Below are 22,090 nucleotides of genomic sequence, written 5' to 3' on the forward strand. Positions count from 1 at the left end.
TGTCGTGGTCGTCGTGTCGTGGTGGTCGTGTCGTGGTGGTCGGTTGTGGGTGGGGTCAGGACAGGCCCGCGTAGCTGAGCCGCCGCTCCGCCTGGCGCACCGGGTGGGCGACGGGCGAGGCGAGCAGGAGCTTCTGGGTGTAGGGGTGGACGGGGTTCGACGTCACGACGTCGCCCTCGCCGGACTCGACGATCTCCCCGCGGAGCATGACGGCGACGCGGTGGCTGATGTACCGCACCACCGACAGGTCGTGGGAGACGAAGAGGTAGGACACCCCCGTCTGTTCCTGGACGTCGATGAGGAGGTCGAGGACGACCGCCTGGGTGGACAGGTCCAGGGCGCTGACCGGCTCGTCGCACACGATGAGCCGGGGTCGCATCGCCAGGGCCCGGGCGATCGCGACGCGCTGGCGCTGGCCGCCGGAGAACTCCCGCGGGTAGCGCCGGCCGGCGTCGGCGGCGAGGCCCACCTGGTCGAGCAGCTGCCGCACCCGCGCGGACGCCTCCGCCCGGCCCACCCCCTGCGCGGTGAGCGGCTCGGTGAGGATGCTCTCGACCGTCATCGCCGGGTTGAGCGAGGAGTACGGGTCCTGGAAGACCACCTGGATGTCGCGGCTGAGGACCCGGCGCGCGCGGCGCCCCAGGTGGGTGATGTCGGTGCCGTCGAAGTGGATGCTTCCGCCGGTGACCTCGGCCAGGCCCAGGACGGCACGGCCCAGGGTCGTCTTGCCCGACCCGGACTCACCGACCAGCCCGACCGTCTCGCCCGCGGCGACGTCGAGGGAGACGCTGTGCAGGGCATGGAAGGACGGCCGCCGGAAGCCGCCGCCGCGGTAGACGACGTCCAGGTCGCGCACGGAGAGCAGGGGCTCGCTGGTGGCGTTGTCGTTCATCGGGTCACCTCCGGGACCTCGTCGCGGGAGCGGCGCGGCGGCGCGTCGTCGAGCGTCGCGGCGAGCAGGGTGCGGGTGTACTCGTGGTGCGGGTCGTCGAAGAGCTCGAGCACAGGGCGCTGCTCGACGATGCGGCCCTCCCGCATGACGGCGACACGGTCGCAGATGTCTGCCACGACGCCGAGGTTGTGCGTGACGAGGACGAGGCCCATGTTCCGCTCACGCTGAAGGTCCCGGAGCAGGCTGAGGACCTCCGCCTGGACGGTCACGTCCAGCGCGGTCGTCGGCTCGTCGGCGATGAGGAGCTCGGGGTCGCACGAGACCGCACCGGCGATGAGGACGCGCTGGGCCATGCCCCCGCTGAGCTGGTGCGGGTAGGAGCGCATCGTCCGGGCCGGGTCCGGGATGCCCACGCGCTCGAGCAGCGCCGTCGCCCGCGCGGTGGCCTCCTTCCTCGACAGACCGAGCCGGCGGCGCATCGGCTTGACGAGCTGGGAGCCGATCGTGAAGGACGGGTCGAGGTTGGACATCGGCTCCTGCGGCACGTAGGCCATCCGGGTGCCGCGCAGCGCCTGCATCTGCGGCTCGGAGAGCCCGACGAGGCTGCGGCCGTCCAGCTCGAGGCGTCGGGCCGAGACGACGGCACCGGGCGGCAGCAGGCCGAGGATGGCGAAGGAGGTCTGCGACTTCCCGGAGCCGGACTCGCCCACGAGGCCGAGGACCTCACCGCGCTCGACGTGGAGCGAGACGTCCTCGACCACCGTGGTGCCGGTGCCGTCTGCGCCCGGGTAGCGCACGCTGAGGTTGGCGACGTCGAGGAGCGCACCCTCGTGGGTGGGGGCCGCGGCGGCCGAGCCGTCGTCGTCGCTCGCGGCGACGACCAGCCGGCCGTTCCCGGGCCGGGTGCCCTTCGCCCAGGCGCTCTTGGTGGTGCGGGACGCGCCGAGGGTGTCCGCGAGCGCGGCGCCGAGCAGCGCCAGGGACATCACGGTCAGTCCGATCGCGACACCGGGGACGACCACCAGCTCGGGGGCGCGCTGGAAGTTCTGGAACGCGGAGCTGAGCTCCCCGCCCCAGCTCGGCCGCTCGGGGTCGCCGAAGCCGAGGAACTCCAGGCCGGCCTGGACGATGATCGCCATGCCGAAGATGAAGGACGAGCGCACGAGCACCGGGCCGAGCACCACGGAGAGCACGTGCCGGAAGATGATCCGCGGGTCGGTCAGTCCCGCCACCCGTGCCGCGTCGACGTAGAGCTCCTGGCGGACCCCGATGACGGCGCTGCGGGTGAGGCGGAAGAGGTCGGGCGAGGCCAGGACCCCCAGGGTGATCATGGTCGGCGCGAGCCCGCTGCCGAGCGAGGCGATGACCACGATGATGATGAGGATCTCGGGCAGGGACATCAGCAGGTTCGACACCCAGCTGGCCAGCCCGTCGAACCAGCGCGAGTAGTAGCCGGCGAGGAGCCCGGCCGGCACCCCGCACAGCACGGCGGTGACCACCATGATCGTGCCGGCCTGGAGGCTGACGCGCCCGCCCCACAGGATCCTGCTGAGCACGTCGCGGCCGCTGCCGTCGGTGCCGAGCGGGTGAGCGGCGCTGGGCCCCTGGAGGGACTCCGACAGGACGACGAGGTTGGGGTCCTGGGGGGAGAGCACCGGTGCGAGGAGGCTCGCGGCGACGATGGCCAGCAGGACCGAGGCGGCGGCGACGCCGACGGGGTTGCGGACGAACGTGCGGGCGCGGCGCAGGGTGGGCGACGGGGCGACGGCGGGGACGCTCATGCGTGACGCACCTTCGGGTTGAGGGCGGCGTAGAGGATGTCGACGGCGAGGTTGACCAGCACGACGATGACCACCGTGAAGAGCAGGACGCCCATGATCACCTGGATGTCGCTGTTGCCGCTGGCGTTGATGGCCACGGCCCCGATGCCCTGGAGGCCGAAGACCCGCTCGATGATCGCGGCCCCGCTCATGGCCGCGATGAACTGCAGCGAGAGCATCGTCAGCGCCGGCGGCGCGGCGTTGCGCAGCACGTGGGCGAGGAGGATCTCGCGCCCGGCGAGGCCGCGGCTGCGCAGGGTGCGGACGTAGTCCTGGGAGTAGACGGTGATGACCGAGTTGCGCAGCTGCTGGGCGATCGCCGCGATCGAGCCGATGGACAGGGCGATGACCGGCAACGTGATCGACAGGAGCCAGCCCGTGGGCGAGTCCTGGATGTGGGTGTACCCGGTGGCGGGGAACCAGCGCAGCTGCACGGCGAACACGAGAGCGAGGATGATCGCCACCCAGAAGTTCGGGAGGCTGAACCCGAGCACCATGACCACCTGGAGGACCCGGTCGAGGAAGCCCGGGCGGACCGCGGCGAGGAGACCGAGGGCCACACCGAGCACGGCGGCCACCACCACCGCACCGAGCGCGAGGGAGACGGTGACCGGGAGGCGGGTGACGAGCAGGTCGACGACCTCGACGTTCTGCGCGGTGGAGACCCCCAGGTCGCCGCGCACGGCGTGGCCGAGCCAGTCCAGGTACTGCTCGACGACCGGTCGGTCGAGGCCCAGCTGCTGGCGCCGGGTCTCGACCTGGTCCTCGGTGGCGTACAGGCCCAGGGCGCCCCGTGCCGGGTCGGTCCCGGTGAGCATGAGGAAGAAGAACATTCCCGTGACCACCGAGAAAGCCAGCAGCACGCCCGTGGCGAGCCGTCGTGCGATGAAGCCGAGCACCGTCGCCCCCTTCTGTCGGAAACTGTCGTGGAGCGGGTGGGCCGGGCTCGCGCCCGGCCCACCCGGGGTCGGTCACTCCGCGGGGGCGAAGAACCGCAGGCTGGGCATGAGCTGGGCCTGCTGCATCGTGACCTCGACGTCGTCCGAGGAGAGGTAGATGTTCTCCTGGGTCACGACCGGGGCGAACCAGGCGTCCTCGACCAGGTGGGTGTTGAGCTCCTGGTAGAGCGCGGCCTGCTCGTCGCCCTGCGTCGCGGGGATCTCCTCGAGGAGCCGGGTGACGGTCTCGTCGGTGTAGCCGAAGTAGTTCCACAGCGAGGTGGGCGTGAGCTTGTTGAGCACGTCCGTCCACGCCGGGATGTTCGTGGAGAACGAAAGCATGAACGCCGGCTGCGACTGCAGGGTCTCCAGACCACCGTTGGCGAACCCGTTCACCGGCACCTGCTCGACCGTGATGCCGACGTCGGCGAGGTACTGGGCGACGATCGGGACGAGCGGGGACATGAAGCCCTCGGAGTAGGAGACGGGGATGGAGAACCCGTCGGCGTACCCGGCCTCGGCGAGCAGCTCGCGGGCCATCTCCGGGTCGTAGGGGTAGCGCTCGTTGAGCTCGTCGACCCACGCCTCGCTGGCGGGGTTGAAGGTCTGGGTGGAGACCTGTCCGAAGCCGCTGTAGTGGGTCTCCAGGATGGCCTCGCGGTCGAGGGCGTAGTTGATCGCCTGACGCACGCGGACGTCACCGAGGGGCTCGGAGACCTCCCCGCCGCGGTCCTGGAGGATGATGCCCTGCCACTCCCCGGGTACGGACTGGACGGTGAGCCCGTCGGCCTCGGCCTGCGGGACCATGTCCGAGGTTCCGTACATGAACTGGATCTGGCCGGTCGTCAGGGCGTTGTACCGGGCGGAGAACTCCTCGTAGGGCCGGATCTCGAGGGTCTCGAACGGGTAGGCCTCGGGGTTCCAGTAGTCCTCGCGGGCGTCGAACTGGTAGCTCACGCCGCCCTCGGAGTCGGCCGCGTCGAGCACGTAGGGCCCGGTGCCGACGGGGTTCGTCGCGATCTCGCCGGACTCGATGACGGCGGGGCTGGCCATGTACCCCAGGTACGTGGCGAGCGCGGCGAGCAGGCCCGGGCTGGGCTCGCTGAGGGTGAGGACGACGGTCGTCTCGTCCACGGCCTCGATGCTCTCGATGGCCTTCGCGGCCTCGGAGGCGCTGCCGGCGCCTGCCTTGCGGGCCTCGAGGTTGGCCTTGACCGCCTCGGCGTCGAGCGCCGCGCCGTCGCTGAAGGTGATGCCCTCCTGGAGGGTGAGCGTGAGCTCGGTGAGGTCGTCGTTGTAGGAGTAGTCGGTGGCGAGGTTGCCCTCGATCTGGGAGTCCGCCGTCTTGCGGAGCAGGGGGTCGTAGACCGCCTCCGCGTAGTGGATGACGGCGCCCTCCTTCATCTCGCCCGGGTCCCAGGTGAGGACGTCGCCGTTGTTGCCCAGGACGAGGTTCTGGGCCTTCTCGGCACCGGCGGTGCTGTCGGCGCCGCCCTCCTCCTCGTCGGCGGGGCTGTTGCTGCACCCGGCAAGTGCGAGCGTCGCGGCGAGGGCCGCGGCGAGGACTGAGTTTCTGATCGGCACTGGTGGTTCCCTTCTCGGTGATGCGTGGGCCACGCCGGTCGGCAATGGTCGGGTCTTCTTGTGGTGGTGCGGCGTACGTGCGGAGGGTGGCGGCTCAGGAGATCCCGAGCTGCTGGGTCAGGACGAGGGCTGCGGCGCCGCGGGTGACGATCTCGTCGCCGAGGGCGGTCATCCGCAGCTCGAGGTCGCCGTGGAGCTCGGCGAGGGTGCGCAGACGGATCGCCTCGATCGTTGCGGCGGAGAGCCGGCCCTCGAGGAGCTCCGCCGGTCCGCTGAGGACGATCTCGGAGATGTTGAGGGCGCCGACGATCGGTGCGAGCGCCCGACCGAGCACCTGCCCGGCGCGAGCGAGGACCACCTCGCGGTCGGCGGCGGTGCCGGCCTCCTCCAGCGCGGCGGTCAGACGTGCGGTGGCGAGCCAGGTCTCCAGACAGCCGGTCTTGCCGCACGCGCACTGTCCACCGCCGGGCTCGTCGACGACGACGTGGCCCACCTCGCCGGCAGCGAAGCGGCTGCCGATGACCGGTGAGCCGCCGAGGAGCAGTCCGGCTCCGACGCCGTGCCCGATCTTCACCAGGAGCGTGTCCTCGCTGGCGCCGCCGAAGCTGTGCTCGGCGAGGACGGCAACGTTGGCGTCGTTGGCCACGACCACCGGGAGGGAGAACCGCTCCTCCAGCGCCGCCCGGAGGTTGAGGTCGTGCCAGCCGAGGTTGGGTGCGCTCATGACCACACCGGCGAGGTCGACGATGCCGGGCGAGCCGACGCCGATGCCGAGGACGCGCCGTCCGGCCTGCCCCAGCAGCCCGGCCACGAGAGTAGCGACACGTTCGAGGGCATCGGTGCCCGTGGCGCCGTCGAGCTCGACCTCGGCGCGCGAGAGCACCTGGCCACCGAGGTCGAGCACGGCGCCGCGGAACAGCGAGTGGTCGCTCAGGTCGATCCCGACGATGTGGGACGCGTCGCGGCTGAACTCCAGGAGGGTGGCTGGCTTGCCCGGCCGGCTGCCGCCACGAGGCCCGACCTCGGCCACGAGCCCGTCGGCGAGGAGGTCTGCCACGAGGTCGGAGACCGTGACCCGGGTGAGGCCGGTGCTGCGGGCGAGGTCCGCCCGGCTCTGCGTGCCGTCGCGGTAGAGGGTCTGCAGGATCAGGGCCCGGTTGTGCGGCCGCGCCTGGCCTGGCAGCACCTTGGCGCTGATGCGCAGGCGCCCGCCCACGAGCCCACCGGCCGCCACGAAAGGCGTGGTGCGGCGCCCCTCGGGGACCGTCGGTGAGCCGCTCGTGGTCTGCATCACATTAGTAAAGACGCTTCACAAACCTCTTGGCAAGGGGTTTGTTAGGACTGTTTACAAGATCGTTACATCCCGATGTGTCCGCGATGTCCGCGATCGGCTCTCCGATGGCGCCGAGGCAGCGTCCCCGCGACACGCACCGCCCAGTCGGTCCGCGACTCCTGCGCTCGACGTGTTCACGATCTCCGGCGCCGGCCCGCTCTACGCTTGGACCACACCCCTGGGGAGGTCGGGATGAGCGAGCAGCCCACGCAGACCGAAGACCCTGGCGCCGACGGCGCGCCGGCGGAGTCCGGCGCGCACACCGCGCCGGAGCGGGAGCACTACGACGTCTTCGACCAGCTCATGGACGCCGTCGCCGCGGGCGACCTCACCCAGGACGCGGCCATCGCGATCTACCGTGACCTCAAGCCGGTTGCGGTCCAGGAGGTCATCCCCGGGACTCCGCACCGGCACGAGCTCATCGCCAACACCGGCGAGGAGTGGTGCATCGACTGCGGCGGCCCGGCCCGCGCGTGCCCGGTGGGCAACGGGGCGCCGACCGAGGGTGAGGAGCAGCCGTCCGCCAACGATCCCTTCGTCGCCGAGTGAGAGCGGTGTGCGCAGGTTGCCAGGGTGGTGGTGAGACACCTCTGTTGGCTTCCGTGCAGATCGGATGAAAGATGATTGATGTCGAGATCGGTCTTACGCCCAAGGGCCGGCGTGCGTTCCCGTTGGAGTTCCGGATCGAGTTCCTCGCACAGTGGGACGCTTGCGTGGAGTACGGGGCGAAGATGCGACTGCTTCGTGAGCACGCGTTGGCCCGCAAGACGGTCTCGCGTTGGCTCCACGCCCGGGAGAGCGGGCAGTGGCAGGCGGCGATGGAAAGCGCGACCCAAGGGAGTTCGAGTCGGGTGGACAGTCAAGATCGGGCCGAGCTGGCCCGGTTGCGGATCGAGAACGAGGCCTTGAAATCCAAGGTCGCTCGCTCCGAGGCCGCACAGGAAATACTCGGAAAAGCATTCGAGCTCTTGCAGGGGATCAACACGGGCTCGACCGAACCAGCAACACAGATCCCCCCGTCGCTGATGAGCGCGGACGAGTACGCGCAGTGGCTCAAGCGACACAGACTGTCTTGATCGAGACCATCCAGGCGCTGAGCAGGGCCGGGATGGCGGTCACGCCCGCCTGCCGGCAGGTCGGGCTCGCCCGGGCGACGTACTACCGCCGCGATCGCGGGTATACCCACTATCGACCGGTCAAAGATCCGGTGGCCCACCGCGACCGGGTCCAGCCCGCGGCCCTGAGCCAGAAAGAACGCGATCAGATCGTCACCGCTCTGAGCAAGGAAGAACACGCAGAGCGTTCCGTGGTCCAGGTCTACTGGGCCGAGTTCGACGCCGGCACGATCGCCTGCTCGCAGCGCACGTTCTACCGTGTGGCGGCCGCTCATCACCTCGTCGGGGACCTGCGCCCGACGAACCGCCGTTCACCGTCGTCACGGCGGACGCCCGCCGTCGCCGCGACCCGCGTCGGGGACCTTTGGTCCTGGGACGTCACCGAGCTCCGCGGACCCGGCCGCGACCGCTACTTCCTCTACCTCGCCCTCGACGTCTTCTCCCGCTACCCGGTCGGGTGGTGCATCGAGCACTCCCAAACCACCGAACGGGCCCGGGAGATGTTCACCACCGCGATCCACGACCACGGGCCACCGCGGACTATCCACGCCGACAACGGCTCGATCCAACGCGCCCACGACCTCATCGCGGACCTTCACAAACACGGCGCAGTAACTTCCTACTCCCGGCCCCGCGTCAGCGACGACAACCCATTTTCCGAGTCCCTGTTCAAGACCATCAAGTACGACCCCACCTGTCCCGAACAATTCCAGAGCCTTGACCACGCCCGGGAATGGACACAGAACTACCTCCACCAGTACGCCACGACCCATCGCCACAGCGCCCTGGGCCGCCACACCCCGCACAGCGTCCACACCGGAACGGCCCACCAGATCCACCAACAACGCCAGACCCAGCTCGAGGCCTACTGGAACGAACACCCCAACCGCTTCCGGCGCCGCCCCACCCCTCCACCGCTACCCCAAACAACCGGAATCAACACACACCTGCTGTCTCAGCAAGGTTGACAACTACCGTGTGCGGGGATCGTTCGGCAACTGAGTGATCAGCCGCGACCTGCTCGACCCGGCACCGCTCTCAGGCCTGGCCGGACAGCGCGTCGACGAACCACGACGTGATTGTCGTGGGGTGCGTGATCGCCGTGCCCACACACACCGCGTGCGCCCCGGCCGCGAGCGCGGCGGCGGCCTGCGCGGGGGTGTGGATGCGCCCCTCGGCGATCACGGGCACGCTGACAGCCGCGACCACCTGCTCGAGCAGCTCGAGGTCCGGGCCGTCGGTCCTCGGCCGCTCGCCGGTATACCCGGCAAGCGTGGTCCCGACGAGGTCCGCGCCGGCGTCGGCCGCGGCAAGAGCGTCCCCAAGCGAACCGCAGTCCGCCATGACGAGGACGTCGCTGTGCTCGCGCAGCGCTGAGATCGTCTCGGCCAGGGTGCGCCTGTCCGGTCGCGGGCGCTGCGTGCCGTCGACGGCGACGACGTGCGCCCCGGCCTCGGCGACCCTGATCGCGTGCTGCAGCGTCGGGGTGATGAAGACCCCGTCGGTGCCGTCCTTGACGAGCCCGATCACCGGGACGTCGACCGCGGCGACCACCTGGCGGATGTCCTCCTCGCCCTGCGCGCGGACGGCGGCGGCGCCACCCGCGACGGCAGCCCGGGCCACCTGGGCCATCGTGCGCGGGTCCCGCATCGCCTCGCCCGGGTAGGCCTGGCAGGAGACGATCAGCCGCCCGCGCATCAGCTCGATCACGTCCATGCCCGCTCCTCCACCAGGTCCCACGCCCCCTTGGCGGCTCCCACGATGGCCGCCTCGTTGCCAAGAGCCGCCCGCAGCAGCGGGATGCCGGCGAGCGGGTCGATGAGCTCGGCCCGCAGGGTGGCCTCCATCGTGTCCCACCACAGCTCGCCGGAGCCGGCCAGCCCGCCGGTCACCAGGACGGCGTCCGGGTCGAGCACCGTGACGATCCCCGCGGTGCCCCGGCCGACGGCGGTGGCGGAGTCCCGCACCGCGCGGACCGCAGCCTCGTCGCCGGCCACCGCCCGGGCCACGACGTCACGCGCGTCGGGGCTCGCCGAGTCACCGCCGAGGGCCAGGTACCGACGGCGCAGACCGGGGCCGGCGCCGATGGCCTCGAGGTGCCCGGTCCGTCCGCAGCTGCACCGCAGACCCTCCGCACCCGGGACCGGCAGGTGCCCGATCTCGCCGGCCACGTGGTGGGCGCCGCGCAGCGGGATCCCGTCGAGGACCACCGAGCCGCCGACGCCGGTCCCGACCGCCACGACCAGGACGCTGCCGAGCCCGGCGGCCGCGCCGACCCAGGCCTCCCCGCTCGCGTGCGCGTCGACGTCGTTCTGCACGTGGACGCCGACCTCTCCCAGCTCGGGCGCCAGCCGCGCTCGCAGGCCGTCGGCGACGGCGGTGCCGGTCCAGCCGGGCAGGACGTCGGTGGCCGAGACGACCCGACCCCGGCCGACGTCGACCACTCCGGCCGTACCGATACCGACGCCGAGGATCGGTCGGCGGCCCCCTGCGTCGCCGGCCGGTCCTGTCATCCGGGCCAGCTCGAGGACGAGCCCGGCGACGGCGTCGAGCACGGCACCCGGCCCGTCCGCCGCGGGTGTGCGCACCTCGAGCACGTCCCCGAGCGTGCCGTCGGCGGCGACGCACGCCCCGGCGATCTTCGTGCCGCCGAGGTCGATCCCGACCACCGCTCGCTCCATGCCTGCTCCCACCCGCTCCTCCTCCACCGCCGACCGGGGGCGCGGCGCCACGCGCCACACCCCCGGCCCTTGCGGATCCGCTCGATCCGTCGCCGATCGTCGACGTCGACCGGACCGCCCGGCTCTACCGTCGCACGGTCACGGTCAGCGGCTCGCTCACCGTCGTCCCGGCATGGTTAGTGAGCTCGACGACGTACGTGTACGCGCCCAGCCCCTTCCCGCTGACCGCGGCCGAGACCTGCTGCGCCGACGGCGTCGCCGCCTCGAGCTCACCCTCGGCGATGACGGCCCCGTCCTCGAGGATCCGGTACGACGTCGCGTTAGTGCCCCACCACATGTTCGCGGTGACGGTGTAGTCGCCGTCGCCGTCCTTGCGGTTGTCGTGGCTGAGCACCGGCGTGCCGGGTCCGGCGTCGGTGACCTCGACGGTCACCGAGGTCGTCGCGGTCGCACCCTGGGAGTTGATGAGCTCGCCGGTGTAGACGTACGTGCCGTTGACCCGCCCGGTGACCGGGATCCGCAGCGACTGCGCCTCAGGCGTGTCGAGCGACAGGGTCTCGGCCGCGATGAGCTCGCCGTTCTCGTAGAGGGTGAAGACGCTGCCGTTGGTGCCCCACCACAGGTCCATGAGGACCTCGAAGTTCCCGTCGTCCAGGCCGGTGGCCCAGCCGCTGGTCGAGCGCAGGTCCGCCTCGCCCGGCGCCTCGGTCTCCTCGTCCGCCGGGACCTCCGGGACGACGACGACGGCGTCGCACGCGGCCTGCTCCTCCTCGGTGGGGGTCCACCGCAGCCACGCGAACTCCGCCTCGATCTCGGCGGCGGCGGTCGCCCCGCGCATCGCGAACGGCCCGACGCCGACCGGGGCCAGGGCCCCGAGGTCGTGCGAGCGGCCCCACGGCTGGAAGGTCTCGCCGTCGACCGACACGCTCGCCGAGACGGCCGTCCCGTCGCTGCTCAGCCGCAGCCAGAACGTCTCGCCCAGACCTGCCGGCGGCGCGAGGGAGTCCGCCGAGGTGTTGATGTCGCTGCCGTTGACGCGCCGGATGAACTCCAGCCGCGGCCCGAACGAGCCGTGGACGAGGTCGAGCTTGGCGTAGTTGGCGTCGTCGCGGTACAGCAGCAGACCGGCCTGCTGGAACCTCTCGGTGGGCGAGACCCTCACCTCGGTGGTCACCTCCCAGGCGCCGTCCGGCACCTGTTGGAGGAGCAGCGGCGCCCCGTTGACGCCGGAGTGGTAGGTCGGCAGGACGAGCGAGCCGTCGCGCAGCTCGTGCCGGCTGGCGTCGGCGCGCACCCGCACCGGCCACAGGTCGGCGTCGAGCTCGGTGCCGTCGAACTCGTCGGAGTCGACACCCGCACACTGCTCGCGCAGCGGGTCGGGGTCGGGCACGGGGTCCGGCGGCCGGACGGCGTCGGGGTTGAGCTTGGCGTAGGCGATGGTCGCGCCGAGCCGGTCGCCCGCCTCGTAGAAGAGGTACGTCCCCGTCTCGTCGGTGACGATCTCGGGCGCTGCCACGCGGCCGGTGTCCTCGCCCACGCCGCTCGCCTTGTGGAGGGTCAGGGTCGGGCCGGTCTCGGTGAGGGTCGGGTCGACGGTCCGTGCGTGGATCTTCCCTGACGACGCGTGGTAGATGACGTAGAGCTGCCCCTCCCACTCCCAGAGGTTCGCGCTGGAGACGTTCTGCCCCTCCTCGGCGCCCGGGACGACGAGCGGCTCGGCGCGCACGTCCCAGTCGCGTCCGTCCACGGACTCCGCCACGCGGATCCGGCGGATGTTCTCCGGGGTGTTGTCCATGTAGAACATCGCGTACTCGTAGGCCGAGGCCTCGTCCGGGTGCTCGAAGACCCGCGCGTAGGACGTCTCGGAGGTGCCCGGGCCGCCGTCGGCGTTGGTCACCGCGACCCCGCCGTACTCGAAGGTGACCCCGTCGGTGGAGGTGGCGTACCGGGTGGTGCTGTTCTCACCGTGGAAGTACAGGAACAGCTTCTGCTCGGTCGGGTGCCAGAAGGCCTCCGGGGTGGAGACGTGCGAGACGGTGTCGTAGTGCGGCAGCCACGTGTTGGCGATGAGCGGGTTGCCCGGGTGCTCGGTCCAGGGACCCTCGAGGGAGTCGGCGTACATGAGGACGACGCCGCCCGGCGCGTCGTGGGGGGCGAGGTAGAGGTACCACTCGCCCAGGGGGTCCGCGAGGTGCTCGCCCGCGTGGAAGACGCTGGGGAAGATGTACTCGTCCGTGGGGTTGTAGAGCATCTCCTCCTTGTCGGTGATGATGCCCTGGAACTCGAACACCGGCAGGTCGTCCTGCCCGGGTCCCTCCTCGGCGCCCGCGGCGCCGGCCATGCCGGTCACCGCCAGCAGCGCCGCGCACAGCGTCGCCAGCGGCGCCCAGACCCTGCGACGTTGTCGTGTCCTCATCGGTTGACCTCCGTTCCGTCCCGCTTCCTCGCGGGACTCGTGCGGCCCTCCGGCGGGCCTGTGGGAGGCCTCGCGACGGAGGTGCCGGCGCGGTCCCGCCGGCCTGCGTCACTCAACTGAGTCATACGTAAAACAGCAAGACCCTTCCCGACGTCGATCCGCGCTTCCCAGCGCTGCGCTCGGTCGGGGCCCGCCTGCGGCCGTCAGATCCGGATAGATCTCAGCACTGCAGACCCTTGTCGTTTTACGCAAAACCTGATTCGCTCCCCTCCATCGACCACGGAAGGACCCAAGGATGAGTCCGAGGACCCGGCGGGCCACACAGGCCGACGTCGCCCGCCTCGCGGGCGTGAGCCAGACGACCGTCTCCATGGTGCTCACCGGCACCGGGACGGCGCAGCGCCGCGTCAGCGACGAGGTGCGCGAGCGGGTCCTGCGCGCCATCGAGGTCACCGGCTACGCGGCCAACCCGTTCGCCCAACGCCTGGCGGGCGGCCGCACGAGCATCATCGGGGTCTACACCTACGAGTCGGTCTTCCCCCACTCGGCCGGCGACTTCTACCACCCGTTCCTCGAGGGCGTGGAGAACGAGGCCGAGCGCGCCGGCGTCGACCTGCTCATGTTCACCTCCCTCTCCGGCGCCGAGGGCCGCCGCCTCCAGGCCTCCGGCGGCCTGGGCCGCCTGCACGTGGCCGACGGGTGCGTCCTCCTCGGCCGGCACAGCCACACCGAGGACCTCGCCGAGCTGCTCAAGCAGGACTTCCCCTTCTCCTTCGTCGGGCGCCGCGAGGCCCCGGGCGGCAAGGTGCCCTACGCCGGCGCCGCCTACGACCTCGCCACCCAGCAGGTGGTGGAGAACCTCCTGCTCCTTGGCCACCGCCGCATCGTCCTCATCAGCGAGTACACCGACCACGAGTCGGTCAAGGACCGCGCCCGCGGCTACCGCCGGGCCATGGCCCGCGCCGGTCTGCAGCCCGTCACGTTCGACGAGCCGGACCTCGGCTCCGGCGAGCTCCTCGACGCCCTGCGCCACGCCGGCGTCACCGCCGCCCTGGCCTCGTCCGACCTCGCCGCCCCCCTGCGCCGCGCGGCTCTGGCCCGCGGCCTCGACGTCCCCGGCGACCTCTCCATCGCGCGCCTGGGCGACCCCGAGCACCCCGACACCGAGGACGTCGACTGGTCCGGCTTCCTCATCCCCCGCCAGGAGATGGGCGCCGAGGCGCTGCGCGTCGTCCTGCGCCAGCTCACCCCCATCGAGGGGGACGAGGACCTCCAGGTCCTCATCCCGTGCGCGGTCGTCCCCGGGACGACCGTCGCGCGGCACACGTCCCCGGCCGGCCGGCCGGCACCCAGCGGAAAGGCATGAGCGTGCACGAAGCACACACCCAGGTCCTCGTCGTCGGCGGAGGCCTCGGCGGCGTCGCGGCCGCCCTCGCGGCGGCCCGGCACGGAGCGTCGGTGATCCTCACCGAGGAGTTCGACTGGCTCGGCGGCCAGCTCACCTCCCAGGGCGTCCCGCTCGACGAGCACCCCTGGATCGAGGACTTCGGCTGCACCGCGTCCTACCGCCAGCTCCGCGACGGCATGCGCGACTACTACCGCCGCAACTACCCCCTCACCCCATCCGCCTACGCCAAGCGGGACCTCAACCCCGGCGCCGGCTGGGTGAGCAAGATCTGCGTCGAGCCCCGCGTCGGCGTGGCCGTCCTCGACGAGATGCTCGCGCCCCACCGCTCGGGTGGCCGGATCCGGGTGCTCCAGCCGGTGCGGCCCGTGGGCGCCCGCACCGACGGCGACGCCGTGCGCGCCGTCGTCGTCGAGGACGTGCGCACCGGCGAGCGCACCACCATCACCGCCGACTACGTCGTCGACGCCACCGAGACCGGCGACCTGCTGCCGCTGACCGGCACCGACTACGTCACCGGCTTCGAGTCCGCCGCCGAGACCGGGGAGCCCAGCGGTCCCGCGGAGGCGCAGCCGGAGAACATCCAGGCCGTCAGCGTCTGCTTCGCCATCGAGCACCTCGACGGCGACCACACCATCGACAAGCCCGACCAGTACGACTACTGGCGCGGCTACGCCCCGGACTTCTGGGGTGGGAACCTCCTGGGCTGGGCCGCCCCGCACCCGCGCACCCTCGAGGTGGTCGAGCGCCACTTCGAGCCCAACCCCGGCGACGACGCCCTCGCGGTCTTCGCCGACCAGAGCCTCAACCCCGGCGACGGCAACCTGTGGACCTTCCGCCGGATCGCCGCCAAGGACCTGTTCGAGCCCGGCACCTACCCCAGCGACATCACGCTGGTGAACTGGCCGAGCATCGACTACTTCGACGGCCCCCTCATCGACGTCCCCGCCGACGTCGCCGCCGCCCGCCTCCACGACGCCAGGCAGCTGAGCCTGTCGATGCTGTACTGGATGCAGACCGAGGCCCCGCGCCCCGACGGCGGCAGGGGCTGGCCGGGGCTGCGCCTCCTGCCCGAGGTCATGGGCACCGCCGACGGCCTGGCCATGGCGCCCTACCACCGCGAGGGCCGACGCCTCCGCGCGCTGGAGACCGTGCGCGAGCAGGACGTCTCCCTCGCCATCCGCGGCGAGGGCGGCGCCCGCCGCTACCCCGACAGCGTCGGCGTGGGGATGTACCGCATCGACCTGCACCCCTCCACCGGCGGCGACACCTACATCGACGTCGGCGCCGAGCCCTTCGAGATCCCGCTCGGTGCCCTCATCCCCCGCACCACCACCAACCTGCTCGCCGGCTGCAAGAACATCGGCACCACCCACATCACCAACGGCTGCTACCGCCTGCACCCGGTGGAGTGGAACGTCGGGGAGGTCGCGGGCGTCCTGGCCGCCACCTGCCTGCAGGACGGCACAACCCCCCACCAGGTCCACGCCGACCCCGCGCTCGTCGAGCGCCTGCAGTCCCGCCTCGTCGCCGACGGCGTCGAGCTCCGCTGGCCGGAGCACGTCCGTGGCTACTGACCGCACCACCGCACCGCACCCCCTCCAGCCCCGCACCCCCGACCGCCGCCGCCCGGCGCCCGGTCACGCCAGAAGAGGAGTTCTCATGGTTCAGCGTCGAACAGTCCCCGCCCTCGCCCTGCTCATGCTCGGCGCCGGCACCCTCGCCGCCTGCTCGTCGGGCGGCGACGAGGGCGGCACCGGCGGCGGGTCCGCCACCGAGGCCGCCGCGGGCCCGGTGGACCTGCGCATGACGGTCTGGACGGCGAGCGAGGACCACCTCGCCCTCTTCGACGAGATCGCCGCCGAGTACGTCGAGGAGAACCCCGACACCGTCTCCTCGGTCACCTTCGAGTCCGTGCCGTTCGAGGACTACACGACCACCCTGACCACCCAGCTCGCGGGCGGCAACACCCCGGACCTGGCGTGGATCTTCGAGTCCAACGCGCCCGAGTTCGTCCAGTCCGGCGCCCTGGCCGACATCCAGCCCACCCTGGAGGAGGCCGAGGGCTACGAGTTCGACGACATCCTGCCCACCGCCCTGGACCTGTGGTCCTCGGACGAGGGGCTGCACGCCTACCCGTTCTCCAACTCGCCCTTCGTCATGTTCGTCAACACCGACCGCATCGCCGAGTCCGGCCAGGACAGCCCGGCCGAGCTGGTCGAGTCGGGCGGGTGGACCTTCGACGCCGCCCGGGAGATCGCCGCCGCCTCCACCGAGCAGCTCGGCGGCTCCGGCCTCATCGTGCGCGACTTCAACTACAGCCTGTGGGAGAACCTCGCCACGGTCTGGGGCGGTTGGGGCGCGGCGCCCTGGTCGGAGGACGGCACCCAGTGCACCTTCACCGAGCCCGAGATGGTCGAGGCCATGACCTGGCTGCACGAGGCCACCTTCGCCGACGGCGCGATCCCCGGCCCCGGCACCAACGCCGACTTCTTCGCCGGCGACGTCACCATGACCATCACCCAGATCTCCCGCGCCTCCTCCCTCGACGGCAGCTTCGAGTGGGACGTCGTCCCGCTGCCCGAGGGCCCGTCGGGCCGGCAGAACGTCATCGGCCAGGCGGGCATCGGCGTCTTCGAGAACGGCGCGAACCCCGAGGTCGCGGCGGACTTCCTCGCCCACTTCACCAGCCCCGAGAACGCCGAGAAGCTCGCCACGTACTTCCCGCCGCCGCGCGAGTCCCTCCTCACCGCCGAGACCCTGGGCGCGGCGAACCCGCTGCTGAGCGAGGAGCAGCTCGAGGCCGTCGTCATCGGCGGCATCACCGACGCCACCACGAAGCCCGCGCACGCCAACTTCGCCGAGCTCCAGACCACGGTCCGCGGCGAGCTCGACGCCCTGTGGAACGAGGGCGCCGACGTCGAGGCGGTCCTGGGCGACGTCTGCGCCGCGGCCGAGCCGCTGCTGCAGGACTGATCCATGGCGGTCCTGGCCACCGGCCTCCGGGCGGACCGGCGTCAGCGCCGGTCCGCCTGGCGGCGCCGAGACGCCGCCACCGGGCTGCTCTTCGTCAGCCCCGCGGTCCTCGGCTCGCTCGCCTTCGTCATCACGCCCCTCGTGGCGGTGGTCTGGTACAGCCTCCACGAGTGGAACGTCCTCGCGGCCACCTTCACCTTCGAAGGTGCCGCGAACTACGAGCGCATGCTCGCCGACAAGTCCCTGCACGCCTCGCTCGCCGCGAGCGGCTGGTTCTCCCTCGGCCTCGTCGTGCTCAACATCTCCCTGGCGCTCGGGCTCGCCGTGCTGCTCAACCAGCGCCTGCCGGGCACCACGTTCTTCCGGGTCGCCTTCTTCTCCCCCGTGGTCGTCTCGCTCGTGGCGTGGACGATCGTGTGGGGGTTCCTCCTGCAGGTCGACGGAGGCATCAACTCCGCCCTCGGCGCGATCGGCATCGACGGCCCCAACTGGCTGCGCGGCAACGTCACGGCGATGGTCGCCGTCGTCGTCGTCCAGGTGTTCAAGAACGTCGGCCTCAACATGATCCTGTTCCTCTCGGCCCTGCAGTCGGTGCCCGAGGAGATCCAGGAGGCGGCCACGCTCGACGGCGCCGGCCCGTGGCGGCGGTTCGTCTCGATCACAATGCCGATGATCAGCCCGACGATCCTGCTCGTCTCCATCCTCACCATCGTCGGGTCGCTGGAGACCTTCGCCCTCATCGACGTCCTCACCCAGGGCGGCCCGGGGAACTCGACGACCGTGCTCGTCTACTACCTCTACCGGCAGGCGTTCGAGTTCAACGAGTTCGGCTACGCCAGCGCGATCGCGGTGCTGCTGTTCGCGATCGTCCTCGCCCTGACGCTGCTGCAGTGGCAGACCCGAAAGCGGTGGGTGTTCCATGAAGTCTGACCAGACCGTCGCCCCCGAGCGGCCCGCGGCCTCCCCGCCGCCGCCCGCCCCGGCGACCGACCACGACGGGTCCGTGCAGGCCCGGCGACGCCGGCCGCGCCGGCCCGGCCGGTGGGTCCTCGTGGCCGTCATGGCGGTGCTCTCCGTGCCGTTCCTCTTCCCGACGTGGTGGATGGCCACGTCGAGCATGAAGACGACGAGCGAGATCCTCCGCGTCCCGCCGACCGTCTGGCCGGCCACGCCGTCGCTCGAGCCGTACGTCCAGGTCTTCGCGCTGCAGCCGTTCGCGCAGCAGTACTGGAACTCCCTCTACATCGCGGCCGTCGTCACGATCGGGACGATCCTCGTGGCCTCGCTCGCCGGGTACGCCTTCGCCCGGATCCAGTTCCCGGGGGCGAACCTCCTGTTCATCCTCGTGCTCGTCGGGCTGCTCATCCCCACCGAGGTGACGATCGTCCCGCTGTTCCGGATGGTGAACTCGCTCGGCCTCATCGACACGCACTGGCCGCTCGTCGTCATCCCCATCCTCGGGGCGCCGAGCGTCCTGGCCACGTTCATCATGCGGCAGTTCTTCCTGGGCCTGCCGCACGAGCTGGAGGAGGCCGGCCGGATGGACGGCCTGAGCCGGTGGGGCATCTTCTGGCGCATCGCCTTCCCGCTGGCCCGCCCGGCGATCGCCGCGGTCGCGATCTTCACGTTCCTCAAGTCCTGGAACATGTACCTCGAGCCGATCGTGTACCTCTCGAGCCGGGAGAACTTCACCCTCCCCCAGGCCCTGACCCAGTACGTCGACGCCTACGGCGGGCCCATCTGGAACGTCCAGCTCGCCGCGACGACCCTCACGGTCATCCCGGTGCTCGTGGTGTTCGTCGTCGCGCAGCGCCACTTCATCCAGGGCCTCGCCCAGACCGGCCTCAAGGGGTGATACCGCCCTTCTGCGCGTGACCTGAGATCCGCCCGACCCACAACGAGGTGAGGTTATGACAACCCCAGGTTCGCTCCGAGGCCGCATCGGCGTCCTTCTCACCGCCGCACTGGTGGCCGCGGCGACGGCGCTGCCGGCGTCCGCCGCGACGGCCGCGCCGGCGCCGTCAACCGCGCCGGCCGCGCCCGCCACCCTGCCCACCACCGCGCCCGACGGCGCATCCACGTACCCCGTCATGCCGCAGGACCCCACCGCGGTCGTGCTCGGCAGCGCGGAGTTCCCCGTCCACGGCGACGGCGTCGGCGACGACACCGCCGTCATCCAGGCGGCCATCGACGAGGCGTCGCGCCGCGGCGGGGAGAACTGGCTCGGCAACATCGTCGGCGGCGCCCGCGGCCTCGACGTCGGCGACGGCGGCGGCCTGGTCTTCGTGCCCGAGGGCACCTACCGGGTCACCGACCGCATCGACGTGCGCGCGAGCGTCCGGCTCATCGGCTTCGGGCAGACCCGGCCCGAGTTCGTCGTCACCCCCGGCACGCCCGCATACGCCGGCGAGCCGGAGTTCGTCTTCGCGGCGGTGCGCCGACCCTTCGTCGAGGGCGGACCGGTCACGTTCGGCAACAACGACACCTTCGCCACCGGCCTCGTCAACGTCGACATCACCGTCGAGGAGGGCAACCCCGGAGCGGTCGGCGTGCGCTTCGGCGGGGCGCAGATGTTCCTCCTGCAGGACGTCGACATCGACATGGGCGACGGCCACGCCGCCGTCGACCACAACGCCAACCTCCTCCAGCGGGTCAACGTCACCGGCGGCCGGTACGGACTCCTCGCGTTCGCGGCCTCCCCCGGCTGGCAGACGACGATCGTCGACTCCACCTTCACCGGCCAGTCCGAGGCCGCGATCCTCCTGCACACCGACGCCAAGCTCAGCATCATCCGCAACCGCTTCACCGACATGCCGCGGGCGATCGAGGCCACCCCGGGGCAGACCCAGCGCCTGTACGTGCAGGACTCGGTGTTCGAGCGGGTCACCGGCCCGGTCATCACCCTCAACGACTCCGAGTCCGTCCCCGCGCCGGAGGAGCCCGAGCTCGTCCGCGGCCAGAACCAGCTCAACGTGGTCAGCAGCGGCGTCGTCGACTCCGGCCCGCTGCTGCGCACGATGCCCAGCGCCCGCACGTGGACGCTGCCCGAGGCGTCCTACCTCGTGCGTGAGGCCACCCTCGGCCTGCGGGTCGAGGACGCGCTCGGCGACGACGAGCGGCGCAGCGACGAGGTGCTCCTCGACGCGCAGGCCCAGGCGCCGCAGGCCCTCGAGCCGCTCCTCACCACCGACATGCCGCTGCCGCCCGACAGCGGCACCTGGGTGAACGTCGCGGAGTACGCGGCCGAGCGCGGCGTCACCATCGGCGCCGGCACGGACGACCACGCCATCTTCCAGCAGGCGCTCGCCGAGCACGACACCGTCTACGTCCCCATGGGCAGCTACGTCCTGTCGGACACCCTGATCCTTCGCCCGCAGAACGACCTCATCGGCCTGCACCCCCGCCAGACCTGGCTCACCATCGAGGACGAGTCCCCGGCGTTCGCAGACCCCGACGCGCCGCGCGCCCTCGTCGAGACCCCGCTCGGCGGGCGCAACGTCGTCAGCGGCCTCGGTCTCGACACCGCCGAGACGAACCCCGGCTCGGTGCACGTGCGCTGGCGCTCCGGCGAGCAGAGCCACCTCTCCGACGTCACCACCCAGTTCGTCAAGTGGGCCCCGGAGGAGACGGCGCCCGGCGATCCCGCCCTCGGCGACCCCGGGTACGACCACCGCGGCGACTACACGTACAACTTCTGGGTCGACGGCGGCGGCGGGACCTTCCTCAACCTCTGGGCCGTCGCCGGCTACGCCGAGAACGGCTTCCTCGTGGAGGACACCGCCGTGCGCGGCCGCGTCTACGAGATCTCCGTCGAGCACCACCGCCACCGCGAGGTGGTCCTGCGCGACGTCGCGAACTGGGAGCTCCACGCCCTGCAGACCGAGGACCACATCTACGGCTGGGAGTCCCAGGCGGTCGAGCTCGACGGCGTCCGGGACGTCCTCCTGGCCAACACCGTCCTCTTCCGGGTGGCCACCGTCCTCGGCCCGTACCCCTACGCGATCGGCGTGCGGGACTCCAGCGACGTCGTCGTGCGCGGCACCCGCGGCTACCGGCCCACCAACGTCGGGAACACCCGGTGGGGCGCGACCATCCGCGACGTCGAGACCAGCCGGGAGGTCCCCGAGCTGGAGGTGGCCTACCTGGCGGTGGACGCCCCCGGCCGGGAGGCCACCAGCACCGGCGTCTCGGTCGCCGCGGCCCCGGTCCAGCTCCTCCCCGGGGACACGGCGGAGGTCGGCGTCGAGCTCACCAACGCCGAGCCCGCACCCCTGGACGTCGTCGCCGTGACCGCCGAGGCGCCCGACGCCCTCGAGGTCACGGTCCCGTCCGCGCCCACCGTCGTCGGTGGCGGTGAGACCCTCGCGCTGCCCGTCTCCGTCACCGCGGCGGAGGACGCCGCACTCGGCACCGACCACGTCGTCACCCTCACCCTCACCGTGAGTGGCGGCGGCGGTACCACCGAGATCGAGGTCCCGCTGGCCGTCCGGGTGGGCGGGGAGAACCTCGCCCTCGGCGCACCGGTCACCGCGAGCTCGGTCCTGTCCACCAACGTCGCGATGAACGCGGTGGACGGCCTCACCACGGGCGGGCGGTGGATCTCCGGCAGCGGCGACCCCGCGCCCACCCTCACCATCGACCTCGGGGCACCGGCCGACCTCTTCCGACTCGTCCTGTACAGCGGCGTCACCGGATCCACCGCGCTGCGGGTGGACTCCGTCGAGGTCGACGGCCTGGTCGGGGACACGTGGCGGCCGATCGGCCGGCTCACCGGCAACACGGCCAGCCCGGCCACGATCCGCCTCGACGACGCCGACGGCGTCTCCCAGGTCCGCGTGCGTTTCACCCGACCGAGCCCCACCGACGGCCTCGCCCGCGTCTTCGAGACGGAGGTCTACGGCACCCGCTGACCGAGCCCGACGCCAGCCCG

The 22,090-nt window shown here is 71.7% G+C and carries 17 protein-coding genes; 9 read left to right on the top strand and 8 right to left on the bottom strand.

Annotated elements, in window-relative coordinates; genetic code table 11:
• Nucleotides 1-55: 55 nt before the first annotated feature.
• From AAEM63_RS15765 to AAEM63_RS15785, 5 genes are all read right to left on the bottom strand, one after another.
• Nucleotides 56-892 (bottom strand): ATP-binding cassette domain-containing protein, encoded by an 837-nt coding sequence (locus AAEM63_RS15765; RefSeq protein ID WP_341359177.1) that lies wholly within the window; start codon nt 890-892, stop codon nt 56-58.
• Nucleotides 889-2,673, bottom strand: a complete 1,785-nt coding sequence (locus tag AAEM63_RS15770) for a dipeptide/oligopeptide/nickel ABC transporter permease/ATP-binding protein (RefSeq protein ID WP_341359178.1) — start codon at nt 2,671-2,673, stop codon at nt 889-891. Before AAEM63_RS15770 ends, AAEM63_RS15765 begins: the two co-directional genes overlap by 4 nt.
• Nucleotides 2,670-3,611, bottom strand: coding sequence for an ABC transporter permease (locus AAEM63_RS15775; protein WP_341359179.1), 942 nt, complete (start codon nt 3,609-3,611; stop codon nt 2,670-2,672). Before AAEM63_RS15775 ends, AAEM63_RS15770 begins: the two co-directional genes overlap by 4 nt.
• Before the next feature lie 72 nt (nt 3,612-3,683).
• Nucleotides 3,684-5,234 carry an ABC transporter substrate-binding protein gene (locus AAEM63_RS15780; RefSeq protein ID WP_341359180.1) on the bottom strand — a complete coding sequence of 517 codons (1,551 nt, stop codon included), beginning with the start codon at nt 5,232-5,234 and terminating at the stop codon, nt 3,684-3,686.
• 94 nt (nt 5,235-5,328) lie between these two features.
• The gene (locus tag AAEM63_RS15785) at nt 5,329-6,525 is read right to left on the bottom strand and encodes an ROK family transcriptional regulator (RefSeq protein WP_341359181.1); all 1,197 of its coding nucleotides are present in this window, start codon (nt 6,523-6,525) and stop codon (nt 5,329-5,331) included.
• Nucleotides 6,526-6,759: 234 nt separating this feature from the next.
• Here AAEM63_RS15785 and AAEM63_RS15790 point away from each other — a divergent pair, with 234 nt between their 5' ends.
• The 3 genes from AAEM63_RS15790 to AAEM63_RS15800 all read left to right on the top strand — a co-directional run bounded on the left by AAEM63_RS15790 (nt 6,760) and on the right by AAEM63_RS15800 (nt 8,650).
• Nucleotides 6,760-7,116: a hypothetical protein gene (locus tag AAEM63_RS15790; RefSeq protein ID WP_341359182.1), complete on the top strand. Its 357-nt coding sequence runs from the start codon at nt 6,760-6,762 to the stop codon at nt 7,114-7,116.
• A gap of 71 nt (nt 7,117-7,187) precedes the next feature.
• Nucleotides 7,188-7,643 carry a hypothetical protein gene (locus AAEM63_RS15795; protein WP_341359183.1) on the top strand — a complete coding sequence of 152 codons (456 nt, stop codon included), beginning with the start codon at nt 7,188-7,190 and terminating at the stop codon, nt 7,641-7,643.
• Nucleotides 7,640-8,650, top strand: coding sequence for an IS3 family transposase (locus tag AAEM63_RS15800; RefSeq protein ID WP_341359184.1), 1,011 nt, complete (start codon nt 7,640-7,642; stop codon nt 8,648-8,650). The genes AAEM63_RS15795 and AAEM63_RS15800 overlap by 4 nt, the downstream gene beginning before the upstream one ends.
• Before the next feature lie 70 nt (nt 8,651-8,720).
• On the opposite strand, the gene AAEM63_RS15805 is transcribed toward AAEM63_RS15800, so the two are convergent.
• The 3 genes from AAEM63_RS15805 to AAEM63_RS15815 form a co-directional block, all read right to left on the bottom strand.
• A complete protein-coding gene (locus AAEM63_RS15805; protein WP_341359185.1) occupies nt 8,721-9,398 on the bottom strand; it encodes a putative N-acetylmannosamine-6-phosphate 2-epimerase in 678 nt (225 codons plus the stop codon).
• On the bottom strand, nt 9,389-10,375 hold the full coding sequence (locus AAEM63_RS15810) for an ROK family protein (protein ID WP_341359186.1): 987 nt from the start codon (nt 10,373-10,375) through the stop codon (nt 9,389-9,391). The genes AAEM63_RS15805 and AAEM63_RS15810 overlap by 10 nt, the downstream gene beginning before the upstream one ends.
• Nucleotides 10,376-10,487: 112 nt before the next feature.
• On the bottom strand, nt 10,488-12,779 hold the full coding sequence (locus AAEM63_RS15815; protein ID WP_341359187.1) for a DUF1349 domain-containing protein: 2,292 nt from the start codon (nt 12,777-12,779) through the stop codon (nt 10,488-10,490).
• A gap of 295 nt (nt 12,780-13,074) precedes the next feature.
• On the opposite strand from AAEM63_RS15815, the gene AAEM63_RS15820 reads away from it, so the two are divergent.
• From AAEM63_RS15820 to AAEM63_RS15845, 6 genes are all read left to right on the top strand, one after another.
• Nucleotides 13,075-14,145 carry a LacI family DNA-binding transcriptional regulator gene (locus AAEM63_RS15820; RefSeq protein WP_341359188.1) on the top strand — a complete coding sequence of 357 codons (1,071 nt, stop codon included), beginning with the start codon at nt 13,075-13,077 and terminating at the stop codon, nt 14,143-14,145.
• Entirely contained in the window at nt 14,142-15,761 is a 1,620-nt protein-coding gene (locus tag AAEM63_RS15825) for an FAD-dependent oxidoreductase (protein WP_341359189.1), read from the top strand. Before AAEM63_RS15820 ends, AAEM63_RS15825 begins: the two co-directional genes overlap by 4 nt.
• A gap of 85 nt (nt 15,762-15,846) precedes the next feature.
• Nucleotides 15,847-17,160: a sugar ABC transporter substrate-binding protein gene (locus tag AAEM63_RS15830; RefSeq protein ID WP_341359190.1), complete on the top strand. Its 1,314-nt coding sequence runs from the start codon at nt 15,847-15,849 to the stop codon at nt 17,158-17,160.
• A gap of 3 nt (nt 17,161-17,163) precedes the next feature.
• Nucleotides 17,164-18,090, top strand: coding sequence for a sugar ABC transporter permease (locus AAEM63_RS15835; protein ID WP_341359191.1), 927 nt, complete (start codon nt 17,164-17,166; stop codon nt 18,088-18,090).
• Nucleotides 18,080-19,015, top strand: a complete 936-nt coding sequence (locus AAEM63_RS15840) for a carbohydrate ABC transporter permease (protein WP_341359192.1) — start codon at nt 18,080-18,082, stop codon at nt 19,013-19,015. Before AAEM63_RS15835 ends, AAEM63_RS15840 begins: the two co-directional genes overlap by 11 nt.
• Before the next feature lie 55 nt (nt 19,016-19,070).
• On the top strand, nt 19,071-22,070 hold the full coding sequence (locus tag AAEM63_RS15845) for a glycosyl hydrolase family 28-related protein (RefSeq protein ID WP_341359193.1): 3,000 nt from the start codon (nt 19,071-19,073) through the stop codon (nt 22,068-22,070).
• The last annotated feature ends 20 nt before the right edge of the window (nt 22,071-22,090 follow it).

Origin of the sequence: Georgenia sp. M64, from assembly GCF_038049925.1 — a bacterium.
Classification (GTDB): Bacteria; Actinomycetota; Actinomycetes; order Actinomycetales; family Actinomycetaceae; genus Georgenia.